This window comes from Azospirillum largimobile (assembly GCF_977007025.2).
This window is the reverse complement of the sequence record NZ_CDRMUA020000001.1, coordinates 110309-126156: the sequence shown is the minus strand read 5'-3', so window position 1 is coordinate 126156 and position 15848 is coordinate 110309. Positions and strand designations below refer to the sequence as shown.

Annotated in this window: 15 protein-coding genes; 11 read left to right on the top strand and 4 right to left on the bottom strand. The window is 67.9% G+C overall.

Features of this window, described 5'->3' with window-relative positions; all coding sequences use genetic code 11:
* The first annotated feature begins 149 nt into the window (after positions 1-149).
* From ACWPKK_RS00575 to ACWPKK_RS00555, 5 genes are all read left to right on the top strand, one after another.
* On the top strand, positions 150-344 hold the full coding sequence (locus tag ACWPKK_RS00575) for a periplasmic nitrate reductase, NapE protein (protein WP_014246631.1): 195 nt from the start codon (positions 150-152) through the stop codon (positions 342-344).
* 10 nt (positions 345-354) lie between these two features.
* Positions 355-621, top strand: a complete 267-nt coding sequence (locus ACWPKK_RS00570; RefSeq protein WP_452000379.1) for a chaperone NapD — start codon at positions 355-357, stop codon at positions 619-621.
* A 74-nt stretch (positions 622-695) separates the two neighbouring features.
* Complete coding sequence (gene napA, locus ACWPKK_RS00565) at positions 696-3197, top strand: nitrate reductase catalytic subunit NapA (RefSeq protein ID WP_452000377.1); 2502 nt, start codon at positions 696-698, stop codon at positions 3195-3197.
* Positions 3198-3211: 14 nt separating this feature from the next.
* The gene (locus ACWPKK_RS00560; protein WP_452000375.1) at positions 3212-3754 is read left to right on the top strand and encodes a nitrate reductase cytochrome c-type subunit; all 543 of its coding nucleotides are present in this window, start codon (positions 3212-3214) and stop codon (positions 3752-3754) included.
* Positions 3751-4368 (top strand): NapC/NirT family cytochrome c, encoded by a 618-nt coding sequence (locus ACWPKK_RS00555; RefSeq protein ID WP_310117358.1) that lies wholly within the window; start codon positions 3751-3753, stop codon positions 4366-4368. The genes ACWPKK_RS00560 and ACWPKK_RS00555 overlap by 4 nt, the downstream gene beginning before the upstream one ends.
* Before the next feature lie 207 nt (positions 4369-4575).
* On the opposite strand, the gene ACWPKK_RS00550 is transcribed toward ACWPKK_RS00555, so the two are convergent.
* Positions 4576-4947, bottom strand: coding sequence for a hypothetical protein (locus ACWPKK_RS00550; RefSeq protein ID WP_452000373.1), 372 nt, complete (start codon positions 4945-4947; stop codon positions 4576-4578).
* A gap of 11 nt (positions 4948-4958) precedes the next feature.
* Positions 4959-5786: a hypothetical protein gene (locus ACWPKK_RS00545; protein ID WP_452000371.1), complete on the bottom strand. Its 828-nt coding sequence runs from the start codon at positions 5784-5786 to the stop codon at positions 4959-4961.
* A 263-nt stretch (positions 5787-6049) separates the two neighbouring features.
* On the opposite strand from ACWPKK_RS00545, the gene carB reads away from it, so the two are divergent.
* On the top strand, positions 6050-9298 hold the full coding sequence (gene carB / locus ACWPKK_RS00540; RefSeq protein ID WP_452000369.1) for a carbamoyl-phosphate synthase large subunit: 3249 nt from the start codon (positions 6050-6052) through the stop codon (positions 9296-9298).
* A 96-nt stretch (positions 9299-9394) separates the two neighbouring features.
* Positions 9395-9868, top strand: a complete 474-nt coding sequence (gene greA / locus ACWPKK_RS00535; RefSeq protein WP_063633617.1) for a transcription elongation factor GreA — start codon at positions 9395-9397, stop codon at positions 9866-9868.
* A 178-nt stretch (positions 9869-10046) separates the two neighbouring features.
* On the opposite strand, the gene ACWPKK_RS00530 is transcribed toward greA, so the two are convergent.
* Positions 10047-10976: a dienelactone hydrolase family protein gene (locus ACWPKK_RS00530; RefSeq protein ID WP_452000368.1), complete on the bottom strand. Its 930-nt coding sequence runs from the start codon at positions 10974-10976 to the stop codon at positions 10047-10049.
* Between the two features lie 170 nt (positions 10977-11146).
* Here ACWPKK_RS00530 and chrA point away from each other — a divergent pair, with 170 nt between their 5' ends.
* Positions 11147-12487: a chromate efflux transporter gene (gene chrA / locus ACWPKK_RS00525; protein ID WP_452000366.1), complete on the top strand. Its 1341-nt coding sequence runs from the start codon at positions 11147-11149 to the stop codon at positions 12485-12487.
* A 23-nt stretch (positions 12488-12510) separates the two neighbouring features.
* On the opposite strand, the gene ACWPKK_RS00520 is transcribed toward chrA, so the two are convergent.
* Complete coding sequence (locus ACWPKK_RS00520) at positions 12511-13080, bottom strand: Lrp/AsnC family transcriptional regulator (protein ID WP_324869711.1); 570 nt, start codon at positions 13078-13080, stop codon at positions 12511-12513.
* A 153-nt stretch (positions 13081-13233) separates the two neighbouring features.
* Between ACWPKK_RS00520 and ACWPKK_RS00515 the strand changes: the two genes are divergently transcribed.
* From ACWPKK_RS00515 to ACWPKK_RS00505, 3 genes are all read left to right on the top strand, one after another.
* A complete protein-coding gene (locus ACWPKK_RS00515) occupies positions 13234-14211 on the top strand; it encodes a mitochondrial fission ELM1 family protein (protein ID WP_324869710.1) in 978 nt (325 codons plus the stop codon).
* Between the two features lie 158 nt (positions 14212-14369).
* Complete coding sequence (locus tag ACWPKK_RS00510; protein WP_452000363.1) at positions 14370-15083, top strand: 2OG-Fe(II) oxygenase; 714 nt, start codon at positions 14370-14372, stop codon at positions 15081-15083.
* Between the two features lie 78 nt (positions 15084-15161).
* Positions 15162-15794 (top strand): 2OG-Fe(II) oxygenase, encoded by a 633-nt coding sequence (locus ACWPKK_RS00505; protein ID WP_452000361.1) that lies wholly within the window; start codon positions 15162-15164, stop codon positions 15792-15794.
* Positions 15795-15848 lie beyond the last annotated feature (54 nt).

The window sequence follows — 15848 nt, the reverse complement described above, 5'->3', positions numbered from 1 at the left end:
CCATTCCGTCACAGGCGTGAATAGCCCCGCTTGACCTGGGTCAATTCCAGACCGCCCCAAAGTATCGATACTAAGGGCCGAAAACCGGTACCTAAGGACCATGCCTTGGTATCGGTCGATCCGTTCCCGCACCGACCGAGAGTGCAGCCATGAGGCCCACCAGTTCCCCCGTCCTGTCCCATCCGTCCGATCGGATCGCGACCGAGTCCGATCCGGCTCCGACCCGCCGGGCCGAGGGACTGATGTTCCTGTGGCTGGCCTTCCTGGTCTGGCCGCTGATCGCCATCGGCTCCGTGTCGGCCTACGGCTTCTCGATCTGGATGTACCAGCTCCTCACCCACTGAGTCTTCCGACATGCCCCGCGCCCCCGAAGTCCACATCTCCAGCCTCGTCATCCAGCACAGCCCCGATTGCACCGAGGCGGTGCGCGAGGCGGCGAACGCCGTCGCCGGGTTGGAGTGGTGCGCATCGGAGAACGGCAAGGCCGTCGTGACGCTGGTCACCGCCAGCGCCGCCGAGGTGGTGGACCGCATCGCCCTGCTGAACGCCGTCCCCGGCGTGCACACCACGACCATGGTCTACCACCACTACGAACCCGCGGACGCGATCGACGCAGCCTGACGCCCCTACCGTCCAGGCGCGCCGCATCCGCCCTGTCCCGACCGAATTTCCTCCGAAACTGGAGTCTCCCTGCCATGTTCCTGTCCCGCCGCGATTACCTGAAGGCGCAAGCCGCCGCTGCCGCCGCCGCGGCGGCCGGAATCTCGTTGCCCGCATCGGCCGCCAACATCCTCACCGGCGAAGGCGCCAAGCTGAACTGGTCCAAGGCCCCCTGCCGGTTCTGCGGAACCGGCTGCGGCGTGATGGTCGGCGTCAAGGACGGCCGCGTGGTCGCCACCCATGGTGACGTGAAGGCCGAGGTGAACCGCGGCCTGAACTGCGTGAAGGGCTATTTCCTGTCCAAGATCATGTATGGCGAGGACCGGCTGAACCAGCCGCTGCTGCGCATGAAGGACGGCAAGTACGACAAGGAGGGCGAGTTCCAGCCGGTCAGCTGGGACGCCGCCTTCGACATCATGGCGCAGAAGTGGAAGGAGACCCTGAAGAAGAAGGGTCCGACCGCCGTCGGCATGTTCGGTTCCGGCCAGTGGACCATCTACGAGGGCTATGCCGCCTCCAAGCTGATGAAGGCCGGCCTGCGCTCCAACAACCTGGACCCGAACGCCCGCCACTGCATGGCGTCGGCGGTGGCCGGCTTCATGCGCACCTTCGGCATGGACGAGCCGATGGGCTGCTACGACGACATGGAGCAGGCCGACGCCTTCGTGCTGTGGGGCTCCAACATGGCGGAGATGCACCCCATCCTGTGGACGCGCGTCACCGACCGCCGCCTCAGCCATCCCGACTGCAAGGTCGCCGTGCTGTCGACCTTCGAGCACCGCAGCTTCGACCTCGCCGACATCGGCCTCGTCTTCACCCCCGGTTCCGACCTGGCGATCCTGAACTACATCGCCAACCACATCATCAAGACCGGCCGGGTGAACAAGGAGTTCATCGAGAAGCACTGCAACTTCAAGCGCGGCCGCGACGACATCGGCTACGGCCTGCGTCCCGAGCATGCGCTGGAGCAGAAGGCGAAGAACGCCGCCAAGGCCAACGACTCCGACCCGATCAGCTTCGACGAGTTCGCCAAGTTCGTCGAGCCCTACACGCTGGACAAGGCGCATGAGCTGTCGGGCGTGCCGAAGAACCGGCTGGAGGCGCTGGCCGAGCTGTATGCCGACCCGAAGGTGAAGGTCGTGTCCTTCTGGACCATGGGCTTCAACCAGCATGTCCGGGGCGTCTGGGCCAACAACCTCGTCTACAACATCCACCTGCTGACCGGCAAAATCTCCCAGCCCGGCAACGGTCCCTTCTCGCTGACCGGCCAGCCGTCCGCCTGCGGTACCGCGCGCGAGGTCGGCACCTTCGCCCACCGGCTGCCCGCCGACATGGTGGTGACCAACCCCGAGCACCGCAAACACGCCGAGGAGATCTGGAAGCTGCCGGAGGGGACCATCCCCGACAAGATCGGCTACCACGCCGTTCTGCAGGACCGCATGCTCAAGGACGGCAAGCTCAACGCCTACTGGGTCATGTGCAACAACAACATGCAGACGGCCCCGAACACGGCGAAGGAGACCTTCCCCGGCTACCGCAACCCGGAGAACTTCGTCGTCGTTTCCGATCCCTACCCCACCGTGACCGCGCTGGCCGCCGACCTGATCCTGCCCACCGCCATGTGGGTGGAGAAGGAGGGCGGCTACGGCAACGCCGAACGCCGCACCCAGCTGTGGCGCCAGCTGGTCGACGCGCCGGACGGTGCCAAGTCCGACCTGTGGCAGATCATGGAGTTCTCCAAGCGCTTCCGCATCGAGGAGGTGTGGCCGGAAGAACTCCTGAACAAGAAGCCGGAATACCGCGGCAAGAGCCTCTACGACGTGCTGTTCCGCAACGGCCAGGTCGACCGCTTCCCGCTGTCCGACCTCGACCCGAACTACGGGAACCACGAGGCCAAGGATGCCGGCTTCTACGTCCAGAAGGGCCTGTTCGAGGAATATGCCGCCTTCGGCCGCGGCCACGGCCATGATCTGGCGCCCTTCGACCTCTACCACCAGGAGCGCGGCCTGCGCTGGCCGGTGGTGGACGGCAAGGAGACCAAGTGGCGCTACCGCGAGGGCTCCGATCCCTACGTGAAGGCCGGCGAGGGCATGCGCTTCTACGGCAACAAGGACGGCAAGGCCAACGTCTTCGCCCTGCCCTACGAGCCGCCAGCCGAAGCGCCCGACGCCGACTACCCGTTCTGGCTGTCGACCGGCCGCGTGATCGAGCACTGGCACAGTGGATCGATGACCCTGCGCGTGCCGGAGCTGCGCAAGGCCTTCCCCAACGCCGTGGTGTTCATGCACCCCGACGACGCCAAGGACCTGAACGTCCGGCGCGGGCAGGAGGTGCGCATCACGTCGCGGCGCGGCGAGGTTCGGGTGCGGGTCGAGACGCGCGGACGCAACAAGCCGCCGCGCGGCCTGGTCTTCGTCCCCTTCTTCGACCACACGGTCCTCATCAACAAGGTGACGCTCGACGCCACCGATCCCATCAGCAAACAGACCGACTTCAAGAAATGCGCGGTCAAGATCACGCCCGTCGTGAACGCCTGAGGAGTGTCGGCATCATGAAGACCCGTTTCCTGATCGCCGCGCTGGCCTTTCTGGCCGGCGTCCCGGCCCTGACCATCGGCGTCACCTCCGGCCCCACCGCCGGCATCGCTATCGCTGCCGACAAGCCTGTTGTGGCCGCCGCCAACGCCACCGGCACCGTGGGGGGGATCAAGGTCCCCTCCGCCAACCATCCGATCACGCTGGATGTCCCGGTCGAGGCGACCCACCGCGAGATCACCGACGACCAGAAGCGCGTGCGCAACTACGCCGACCAGCCGCCGCTGATCCCGCATGCCATCCGCGATTACCAGATCGACCTGAACATCAACAAGTGCCTGACCTGCCACGACCGCCGCAACACGGCCGGCTCGCAGGCGCCGATGCTGTCGGTCACCCATTTCCAGGACCGTGACGGCCAGACGCTGGGCACGGTGGCGGCGCGCCGCTACTTCTGCACCCAGTGCCACGTCCAGCAGACGGACGCGCAGCCGATCGTTCCCAACAGCTTCCGCGACTTCGACGCGGTCCTGGGCCATGCCCAAGGCGGCCAGAAATGACGATCCGATCCGCCCTTACGTGCCTGTGGCGGCTGTTCGCCCGCCCCAGCGTCCACTTCAGCCTGGGCTTCTTGACGCTGGGCGGCTTCATCGCCGGCGTCCTCTTCTGGGGCGGCTTCAACACCGCCCTGGAGGCGACCAACAAGGAGGCCTTCTGCATCAGCTGCCACGAGATGCGGGACAATCCCTATGAGGAGCTGAAGCAGACCATCCACTTCACCAACCGGTCGGGCGTGCGCGCCAGTTGCCCCGACTGCCACGTCCCGCACGAATGGACCGACAAGATCGCCCGCAAGATGCAGGCGTCGAAGGAGGTCTGGGGCAAGATCTTCGGCACCATCGACACCCGCGAGAAGTTCCTGGACAAGCGCCGCGAGCTGGCCGAGCACGAATGGGCGCGGCTGAAGTCCAACAACTCGCTGGAATGCCGCAACTGCCACAGCGCGGACTCCATGGACATCACCAAGCAGAACCCGCGCGCCGCGAACATGCACGAGACCTACCTGTTCACCGGCCAGAACACCTGCATCGACTGCCACAAGGGCATCGCCCACCGCCTGCCGGACATGCATGGGGTGGAGCCGGGCTGGACCATGAAGACCAGCCAGAAGTGAGCGCCTAGTTGCTGCAACAGCCCCGTCTCCGGAAGGAGCGGGGCTGTTTGCGTTTCACGGGAAACGTGGTGGCTTCGAATGCCCCCTCCCCAACCCTCCCCCACCTTCGGTGGGAGAGGGGGTCAGTCGCAGAGCGGCGGAGTTCCCTCTCCCGCGGAACGCGGGGGAGGGTTAGGGAGGGGGCAATATCTTGAGGGGGCCTCCACCTCACCCCAGCATCGCCACCGTCCACATCGCCAGCAGCGTCACCAGCACAGCCTCGCCCAGTCCGATCAGCCCGCGCAAAGCCAGCGCCACCCACCAACTCGCCCAATCGCGGCGGTGGCGGACCTCCTTCAGCAGGCGTTCCTGGATGCCGGCGACGGTGCGGCGGGCCGACAGGCTGGCGATGCCGCCGACCAGCGCCACCACCCCCGTTCCCAGCACGAAGTACAGCGCGCCCTTCCAGCCGGCGAAATGGTCGGGGTCGTTCAGGTAATGCCCGGCGCCGACGACGATCCACACCGCCGCCGGCCAGACGCCGACGATCTCCGGCCCGGGTCCTTCCCCCTTCGGCTCCTCTTTCCGAACGTCGCTCATTGCCGCCTCCCTCAGCCGCCCGGCACATGACGGTAGGCCAGCACGCGCGTCGCCGGGCCGCCCTCCACGTCGGCCAGCGGCAGCAGCAGTTCGACAAACTTCGCCCCCGGCAGCATCGGGTCGTCGCGCACCAGCAGGCAGCGCGGCTCGCCGCTCTCCAGGCACGCACGCAGGTCGGACAGCCAGCGCCGCGCCGCCTGCTCCGGGTGGCATTCGGTCACCCGACGCGTCGTCGGCCGCCCGTCCAGCCGGCGCTGCAGCGCGCGGCCGCAGGATTTGTAGACGAAATCGCTGCCGTCGGCGGTCGGCTCCATCAGGGCGATGCGCGGCACGCTCTCGCGCACCTGCGCGGTGTCGATCTCGGCGGCCAGCGGCATGCGGCGCTTGCGCTTCAGCCGGAGCCAATGGGTGTAGAGCACGCGGACCTGCGGCGACTGCTCCACGTCGATCGGGTCGGCCCGGCAGGGAGGCGGCGGCACGTCGAGCACCGGAGTCGCGACCGGCGCGTCGGCGAAGGCGGCGGCGGCCGGCACCGGCCGGGACACCGGCGGCATCGGCCGCGACGCCGCGGCGGTGACGGGCGCATGCGCCTGCCCGGCGGCCGTATGTCCGATCCGTCCGCCATGCTTCTTCAGCATCGGCAGCGGCGCCCAGGCGCTGCAGGTGTGATAGCCCTTGGTGATGCGGCGGTAGTCCTGGCTGCTGGCGGTGCGGCATTCGCCCTCCACCCCGTGGCGGGCCACATACACCAGCGTGTTGTCCTCCGACAGCGCGCGCTCCCCGCCCCACGAGACGCAGGCGGCGCAGGCGCGGCTGTCCTTGGCGAATGCGTGGCTCATGGGGGCGTATCTCCAAAGGGGACCCGAAAAAGGGAGAATGGGAATTGATGCCTCCCTTTCCCCGGCGGTTCAAGGCCCGCATGGCCCCACGGTGCCGCGCCCGAGATTCAGTCATGCGAGGGTGACATCCATGCCACCCCTTCCCCCCCGGCCCGGAACCCCCTATAAGGGGGCCTTGCACGACATGCCCATCCCCGCTCTCCGTCTCCGGTCCCCCGGCGCCGGGGGGTTTTCGGCTGACCACACTTCAGAGAAGCGGACCCATGCCCAAACGCACCGACATCAAATCCATCTGCATCATCGGCGCGGGTCCGATCGTCATCGGACAGGCATGCGAGTTCGATTATTCCGGCGTTCAGGCCTGCAAGGCGCTGCGCGAGGAAGGCTACCGGGTCATCCTCGTCAACTCCAACCCGGCCACCATCATGACCGACCCCGGTCTGGCCGACGCCACCTACATCGAGCCGATCACCCCGGCCGTCGTCGCCAAGATCCTGGAGAAGGAGCGTCCCGACGCCCTGCTGCCGACCATGGGCGGCCAGACCGCGCTGAACACGGCGATGGCGCTGTCCGACGACGGCACGCTGGAGCGCCTCGGCGTGGAGATGATCGGCGCCAAGCGCGACGTCATCGCCAAGGCCGAGGACCGCATCCTCTTCCGCGACGCCATGGACAAGCTGGGCCTCGAATCGCCGAAGTCGCGCATGGTCCGCACGCTGGACGAGGCGATGGAGGCGCTGGAGTTCGTCGGGCTGCCGGCGATCATCCGTCCCAGCTTCACCCTGGCCGGCACCGGCGGCGGCATCGCCTACAACCGGGCGGAGTTCGAGGACATCGTGCGCGGCGGCCTGCGCGCCAGCCCGGTCGGCGAGGTGCTGATCGAGGAATCGGTGCTGGGCTGGAAGGAATACGAGATGGAGGTCGTGCGCGACGGCGCCGACAACTGCATCATCGTCTGCTCCATCGAGAACATCGATCCGATGGGCGTCCACACCGGCGACTCGATCACCGTCGCCCCGGCGCTGACGCTGACCGACAAAGAATACCAGATCATGCGCAACGCCTCGATCGCGGTGCTGCGCGAGATCGGTGTGGACACCGGCGGGTCGAACGTCCAGTTCGCGGTCAACCCGGCCAACGGCCGCCTGATCGTGATCGAGATGAACCCGCGCGTGTCGCGCTCCTCGGCGCTGGCCTCCAAGGCCACCGGCTTCCCGATCGCCAAGATCGCCGCCAAGCTGGCCGTCGGCTACCGCCTGGACGAGCTGACCAACGACATCACCGGCACCACGCCCGCGAGCTTCGAGCCGACGATCGACTATGTCGTCACCAAGATGCCGCGCTTCACCTTCGAGAAGTTCAAGGGGTCGGAGCCGCTGCTGACCACCTCGATGAAGTCGGTGGGCGAGGCGATGTCGATCGGCCGCACCTTCCAGGAGTCGGTGCAGAAGGCCCTGCGTTCGATGGAGACCGGCCTGACCGGCTTCAACGAGCTGAAGATCGGCGGGGAGGAGAACCCGGACCGCACCGCCATCCGCGGCGCGCTCGCCACCCCGACGCCCGACCGACTGCTGGTGATCGCCCAGGCCTTCCGCCACGGCTTCACCGTTGACGAGGTCCAGGCCGTCTCCAAGTACGACCCGTGGTTCCTTGAGCAGATCAAGGCGATCACCGACCGCGAGGCGGCGATCCGCGCCGACGGCCTGCCGACCGACAAGGCCGGCTGGCTGAAGCTGAAGCAGATGGGCTTCTCCGACGCCCGTCTGGCCGAGCTGGCCAAGACCACCGAGGCCGCGGTCGCCGCAGCGCGCCGCATGGCCGGCGTCACCCCGGTCTACAAGCGCATCGACACCTGCGCCGCCGAATTCGCCTCCGCCACCCCCTACATGTACTCGACCTACGAGACCGACGGGACCGGCGAGGCGGAGTGCGAGTCCGACCCGACCGAAGCGAAGAAGGTCGTCATCCTCGGCGGCGGTCCGAACCGCATCGGCCAGGGCATCGAGTTCGACTATTGCTGCGTCCATGCCGTCTACGCCCTGCAGGAGGCCGGCATCGAGACCATCATGGTCAACTGCAACCCGGAGACCGTCTCCACCGACTACGACACCGCCGACCGCCTGTATTTCGAGCCGCTGACGGCCGAGGACGTGGTGGAGCTGGTGCGGGTGGAGCAGCGCAAGGGCAATGTGCTGGGCTGCATCGTGCAGTTCGGCGGCCAGACCCCGCTGAAGCTCGCCGCCGCGCTGGAAGCCGCCGGCATCCCGATCCTGGGCACCTCGCCCGACGCCATCGATCTGGCCGAGGATCGCGAGCGCTTCCAGAAGCTGCTGCATGAGCTGAACCTGAAGCAGCCGGCCAACGGCCTCGCCCGCTCGCTGGAAGAGGCGGAGGCGGTGGCCACCCGCATCGGCTTCCCGGTCGTCATCCGTCCGTCCTACGTGCTGGGCGGCCGGGCGATGGAGATCGTCCACGACATGGCCGGGCTCCAGCGCTACATGGGCACCGCCGTGCAGGTGTCGGGCAAGAACCCGGTTCTGATCGACAGCTATCTGCAGGACGCCATCGAGGTCGACGTCGACGTCGTCTGCGACGGCACCGACGTGTACGTCGCCGGCGTGATGGAGCACATCGAGGAGGCCGGCATCCATTCCGGCGACAGCGCCTGCGCCCTGCCGCCCTACACGCTGCCGGCCGACATCATCGCCGAGATCAACCGCCAGTCGGACGCGCTCGCCCATGCGCTGAAGGTGGTCGGGCTGATGAACGTGCAGTTCGCGGTCAAGGACGGCACCGTCTACATCCTGGAGGTCAACCCGCGCGCCAGCCGCACGGTGCCCTTCGTCGCCAAGGCCACCGGCACCGCCATCGCCAAGATCGCCGCCCGCGTCATGGCGGGGGAGAAGCTGGGCGCCTTCACCCTGAACGGCCCGACGCCGCCGCACACCGCGGTCAAGGAAGCGGTCTTCCCCTTCGCCCGCTTCCCCGGCGTCGACATCGTTCTGGGTCCGGAGATGAAGTCGACGGGCGAGGTCATGGGCCTCGACCACAACTTCGCGCTCGCCTTCGCCAAGGCGCAGCTCGGCGCCGGCGTCACCCTGCCGGTCAAGGGCAGCGTCTTCGTCTCGGTCAAGGACCGCGACAAGCCGGCGCTGGCGGTGATCTCCAAGAAGCTGCACGACATGGGTTTCCGCATCCTCGCCACGTCGGGCACCGCCAAGGTGCTGAGCGACGCCGGCGTGCCGGCGGAGACCATCAACAAGGTGGTGGAAGGGCAACCGCACATCGTCGACGCCATGATCAACGGCGACGTGCATCTGGTCATCAACACCACGGAAGGCGCCCAGGCGCTGTCCGACAGCTTCAGCCTGCGTCGCACCGCGCTGACCTACAACATTCCGTATTACACCACCGTGGCGGGCGCACGCGCGGCAGTGGAAGCGATTGCCGCACTCCGGAACGGCAGCCTTGAAGTCGCCCCGTTGCAGTCGTACCTTAGCGGATCGTATTAAGGACGGACGACGGCGCGGCGGACCTCCTCCGCGCCGTCTTCGTCCTTGATGTCGCTTTGGACAGGTCGAACGACTGCAAGCGGTGATGGACCGAACATGGAAAAAGTTCCGATGACAGCGGCGGGCTTCAACCGCCTCCAGGAGGAATTGAAGCACCTTAAGATCACCGAACGCCCGGCGGTCATCAAAGCCATCGCGGAAGCCCGCGAACACGGCGACCTTTCGGAAAACGCCGAGTATCACGCGGCGCGCGAACGTCAGAGCTTCATCGAAGGCCGCGTGCTGGAGCTTGAGGACAAGATCAGCCGTGCCGAGGTCATCGACCCGGCCAAGCTGACGGGCAATACCGTGAAGTTCGGTGCGACCGTGACCCTGGCCGACCAGGACACGGACGAGGAGACGACCTACCAGATCGTCGGCCAGGACGAGAGCGACATCAAGAACCGCCTGCTGTCGATCCAGGCGCCGCTGGCCCGCGCCCTGATCAACAAGTCCGTCGGTGACAGCGTGGAAGTCTCCACCCCCGGCGGCTCCAAGCTGTACGAGATCGTTTCGGTCGAGTTCCGCTGAGGGTGTAACCCTCCCCCCCAAATCCCCTCTCCCCCCCGGGGAGAGGGTCGGGGTGAGGGGGATGCACCGCGTGACGCCACCCGGCGCGCTACGCCTTTGCCTCTGACGTAATCCTCGCTACGCGTCCCCCTCACCCTAACCCTCTCCCCAGGGGGGAGAGGGGACGCTTAGCCCCCACTCACCCCCGCAGCTTATCCCTGAAGAATTCCGTCACCCGCCGGATCGCGTCCGAGCGGGCGTCTTCGTTCGTGCCGACATGGGCCGTTCCATCGGGTGCGGTGGCGAGGTCCTTGCGCTTGCGCACCGGGGCGTCGGGCGCGTCGAAGCCGTGGTAGGCGTCGGGATAGACCACCAGTTCCATCCTGTCCTTCACGCCCTCGCGCCCGGCCAGCTCGACGCAGGCCTCCGGCGGTGTCCAGTCGTCCTTGTCGCCGACCAGCAGCAGCAGCGGACCGTCGGGCTGCCAGTCCTCATTGCTCAGCGGCGCACGGCAACCGGGATAGAAGGCCACGGCGGCACGGAATCCGCCGGCTTCCGATCCCGCCGGCCCGTCTTCCCCGGCGCCATAGGCGGCCAGCACGGTGCCCGCCCCCTGCGACCAGCCGATCAGGCCGATGCGGTCATGGTCCACCTCCGGCCGCCTGCGCAGGAAGGCCAGCGCCCCCCAGGCATCGCGCTTGCGCTCCACCGTGGCGCGGACGGTGCGATCCTTCAACGCGGTGGTGCAGACCTCGTCCACATCGCGCGGGCCGAAGCTGTCGACCATCAGCACCTCGTAGCCCTGGCGCTGCAGGTGGGTCGCCCACCAGACATGGCGCGGCGACACCCGGCCGTTGCGCGCATAAAGGCCGCCGCAGCCATGCAGCATGACCACCGCCGGGTGCGGACCGGCGCCCGAGGGACGCAGCAGCCGCCCTGTCAGCATCGTCGGCGCCCCGCCGGTCAGGTCGCCATCGGTGGACGGAAAGCGGACGATCTCTTCGGCATGCACGCCGACCGCGGCATGGGCCGGTGCCGCCACGGTCGACATCCCGGCGGCGAACAACCCGATACCGGCACACAGCGCCGCACCCAACACAGCCGCGCGACCGCGGGCGGAAGCCTTCATTCTCCAGCGTCCCCGACACCCGGCGCCGGCCACGACGGCGGCGCTCGCGGTTGCAATATTAAACCCCGGCGCCGCGGAAGACCATGCCCGCCCCTCAATTGTCCCCGGAACCCGCCCTGCCCGATGGTGGACGCTGCCTTGCGGCTCCATTTGCGCTAGGGTGCGGACCCATGACCGACGCCCCCGCCCCGCCCGCTCCGGCACCCGCCCCGCCGCCGTCCGCGGCGATCCCCGCCTTCGGCGTCTTCTGCCTCTATTGGCTGAGGCTGGGGCTGACCAGCTTCGGCGGACCGGCCGGGCAGATCGCGATGATGCAAAGCGAGCTGGTCGACCGCCGCCGCTGGATCGACCAGACGCGGTTCCTGCACGCGCTGAACTTCTGCATGCTGCTGCCGGGTCCGGAGGCGCAGCAGCTCGCCACTTACATCGGATGGCGGCTGCACGGGGTGCGCGGCGGGTTGGTGGCGGGCGGACTGTTCGTGCTGCCGGGCGCCCTTGTCCTGCTCGCCCTGTCCTGGATCGCCGCCGCCCATGGCGACACCGGGCTGGTGGCTGCGCTGTTCGATGGCATCAAGCCGGCGGTGGTGGCGATCATCGTCGCCGCGGTCTGGCGGATGGGCCGCCGCACGCTGAAGGGGCCGGCGGCGGTGGCGATGGCCGGCGCCGCCTTCCTGGCGCTGTTCGCGCTGAACCTGCCCTTCCCGCTGGTCATCGGCACCGCGGCGGTGATCGGCGGCGTCGCGGCGCGGATGGGCCGCCACTGGTTCGCCCACCCGCATCCGGTGGCGGACGGCGATGCCGTGGAAGACGCGGCGGAGCCGGCGCCCAGGCCCGGCCGGCTGCTGGTCCTGGCGGCGCTGTTCGTCCTGCTGTGGGCGGTGCCGGTGGGGGCGGTGCTGCTGGCCTTCGGGACCGATCCCTGGCGTGGCATCGCGGCGTTGTTCACCAAGGCGGCCTTCGTCACCTTCGGCGGCGCCTATGCCGTGCTGCCCTATATCGCCGGGCAGGCGGTGGACGCCTATGGCTGGCTCGGCCCGCGCGAGATGGTCGACGGGCTGGCGCTGGCGGAGACGACGCCGGGGCCGCTGATCCTCGTGACGCAGTATGTCGGCTTCTTCGCCGGCTGGAACCGGCCGGGCGCGCTGTCGCCGGGGGTCGCGGGAACGCTGGGGGCGGCGCTGACGACCTACGTCACCTTCCTGCCCTGCTTCCTGTTCATCTTCGCCGGAGCCCCCTATGTGGAGCGGCTGATCCACAACCGTCTGGCCGCGGGGGCGCTGGCCGCCATCGCCGCGGCGGTGGTGGGGGTGATCCTGAACCTGGGCGTCTACCTGGGGATGGCGGTTCTGCTGCCGGACGGGCAGCACGGCACGGGGAGCCTGATCTGGGCCTGGGCGATCATGCTGGCCGCGCTCTACGCCCTGACCCGGCGGGCCATGGCGATCCATTGGGTGGTGCTGGGGGGAGCCGCGGCGGGCCTGCTCCAGGCGCTCGCCGCATCCTCCCTGTAGAAAGGCCTTTACGCCTTGCCCGTTCAGCGCCGGGTGGCGCGGGCGGGCGGCGTCTCGGCCACGTCCTCGACGAAATCCTCGTCCTCGTCGTCCTCGGTCCCTTCCGGGATGTCGGGCGAATCGACGTCGATGGGAACGCCGGGGGTGTGCTTGCTGGTGCGGATCGACAGGGCCGACTTCACATGGGCGACGTTGGGCGCCGACGTCAGCTTGGTCGTCAGGAAGCGCTGGTAATCGTCCCAGTCCTCCGCCACGATCTTCAGGACGAAATCATATTCGCCGGCCAGCATGTTGCACTCACGCACGAGCGGCCAGCTGTTGACGAGCTCCTCGAATTTCTTTAGGTCCGCTTCGGCCTGGCTGCTGAGGCCGACCTGGGCGAACACCGTGACGCCAAACCCCAGTGCATCGGGGTTGACGTCGGCGTGGTAGCCACGGATGAATCCCGCCTCCTCCAGCGCGCGGACGCGGCGCAGGCAGGGCGGAGCGGAGATGCCGGCACGTCGGGCAAGCTCCACGTTGGTCATCCGGCCGTCGTTCTGCAGATCGCGCAGAATCCGACGGTCAATTCGGTCGAGTTTGACCCGCCGCATGGTTTTACTCGGTCGCTCCGGGGATGATTTGGAGAAAGGATATTACACGGGCATGGTGTCTACGCCAAGACCGAAACCCCCGCAAGGGCGAGCAACCCGGATAGCGGTCTTTTCGCCGCAATCCCCTTCGCAGCCCCAACGATCCGAGTTCTCATGCAATCCTTGACCTGCTGGGTGGTGTCGGACGGCAAGGCCGGCATGGAAAACCAGTGCATCGGGCTGGCCGAGGCGCTGGGCCTGACGCCGGTGATCAAGCGTGTCCGCCTGCGCACCCCCTGGCGCCAGCTGACCCCCTACTGGCGCATCGGCAACCGCTTCGCCGCCGGCCCCAAGGGCGATCCGGTGGAGCCGCCCTGGCCCGACATCCTGATCGGCACCGGCCGGCAGTCCATCGCCGTCTCGCTGGCGGTGCGCCGCCAGTCGCGCGGGCGGACCTTCACCGTCCAGATCCAGGATCCGGTGATGAGCCCGCGGCATTTCGATCTGGTCGTCGTGCCGCGCCACGACAAGCTGCGCGCCGACAACGTGCTGGTGACGCGCGGCGCGCTGCACCGGGTGACGCCCGCCATCCTGGCCGACGCGGCCGAACGCTTCGCCCCGCGGCTGGCCCATCTGCCGCACCCGCGCATCGCCGTGCTGATCGGCGGCGACAACGGCGTCTACCGCCTGACGCCCACCATCATGGGCGACGTGGCCGAACGGCTGGCCAACCTGACGCGCACCCATGGCGCCGGGCTGATGGTCACCCCTTCGCGCCGGACCGGCGCCGACAACGAGGCGATCCTGCGCGCCCGCCTGTCCGGCCTGCCGGCGGAGGTGTGGGACGGCACCGGCGAGAACCCCTATTTCGCCTATCTCGGCCTCGCCGACGCCGTGGTGGTGACCTGCGACAGCGTGTCGATGACGTCGGAGGCCTGCTCCACCGGCAAGCCGGTCTATGTGATCGAGCTGGACGGCGGGTCGCCCAAGTTCCGCGCCTTCCATGACGGCCTGTACCAGGACGGCATCACCCGGCCCTTCGACGGCTCGCTCGACCATTGGAGCTATCAGCCGATGGACGAGACGCGGATCGTCGCCGAAGAGGTGATGCGCCGCCTGCCCGCGCACAGGAAGCGGCACGGTCTGGCGTAACAAGGCTGCGGGGTGCGGCGCGACCAATGCGCGCACCCCTTCGGCGCGATCCTTTGCCTGCGGAGTTCGGGGACGGGCCATGCCATAAGCGCTGGCAAGCCGACCGCCCTCCGCCAGGCCGGTCGGGGGCCGTCCTTCCTTCCGGATCAATCGCCGCCATGACAGCCGCCGCCATGACCGCCGCCGACACGCTCGCCGCCGACACGCTCGCCACGACCTCCACCGCCGACACCGTTTCGGCCTCCTTCCTCCGTTGCCTGGAGCGCAGCCGGCTGTCGGGGACGCCCTACACTCATTGGCTGCTGTCCGAAGCCCTGCCGGAGGACGCCGCCGACGCCATCGCCGATCTGCCCTGGGGGCCGCCGCGGGTGTCCGACACCTATGGCAAGCGCGAGACCAACAACGCGTCGCGCACTTACTTTGGCGAGGAGAACCGGGCGAAATACGCGGTGTGCGAGACGGTCGCCCAGGCTTTCCAGGGCCGTCCGGTGGTGGAGGCGATCCAGCGCACCTGCAACGTCGACCTGTCCGGCACCAGCCTGCGCATCGAATATTGCCAGGACACCGACGGCTTCTGGCTGGAGCCGCACACCGACATCGGCGTCAAGAAGTTCACGATGCTGATCTATCTGTCCAAGGGGCCGAACTGCTCGCACTGGGGCACCGACGTGCTGGACGAGACGCGGACGGTGGTCGCCCGCGCGCCCTACGCCTTCAATGAAGGCCTGATCTTCATCCCCGCCGGCAATACTTGGCATGGGTTCGAGAAACGTTCGATCGACGGCGTGCGCAAGTCGATTATCGTCAACTATGTCGGCCCCGAATGGCGGGCGCGGCAGGAACTCTGCTTCCCTGACAAACCTATTGCATAAAACTTCCGTCGTGTTTAAGTGACGCCGGTTTTGGGGGGCAATGCCACTGTCGGCACGCTCGTTGGGAGTTCAGTACCCATGTCCATGCTCGATCTGGACAAGTTCCGCGCCACCCCTCTGCAGCACGACCCCTTCGACTTCCTGTGCGTTCCCGGCTTCGTGAAGCGTGAGTTTCTCGAGGATCTGCACCGCGACTATCCCAAGGTCGACAAGCCCGGCTCCATCCCGCTGGGCGTCTTCCCCCAGGGGCCGAGCTTCGACCGGCTGATCGCCGAACTGAAGGGGCCGGAGGTCTGCAAGGCCTTTTCCGACAAGTTCGGGCTCGACCTGTCGGACTATCCGACGATGTTCACGGCGCGCGGCATGTGCCGGCCGACCGACGGCAAGATCCATCCGGATTCGGCCAGCAAGGTCATCACGGTCCTGATCTACATGAACCCGCCCTGGGAGGCGACCGGCGGCCGCCTGCGCATCCTGCGCACCCAGAACCTTGAGGATTACGCCGCCGAGGTCCCGCCGGAGGAAGGCACCCTGATGTGCTTCCGCCGCAGCGACACCTCCTGGCACGGCCACTATCCCTTCGAAGGCCAGCGCCGCGCGATCCAGATGAACTGGGTCAAGGGTAGCGTCTACATCTGGCACGAACAGTGGCGCCACCGCATCGGCGCCTGGGCCAAGGGCGTCTTCGGGGGGCAGGCGAAAGGGTATTGAGGGCACTGCTTCTGACTGTTGAGCGCCCGCTGAATGCCCCCACCCCAACCCTCC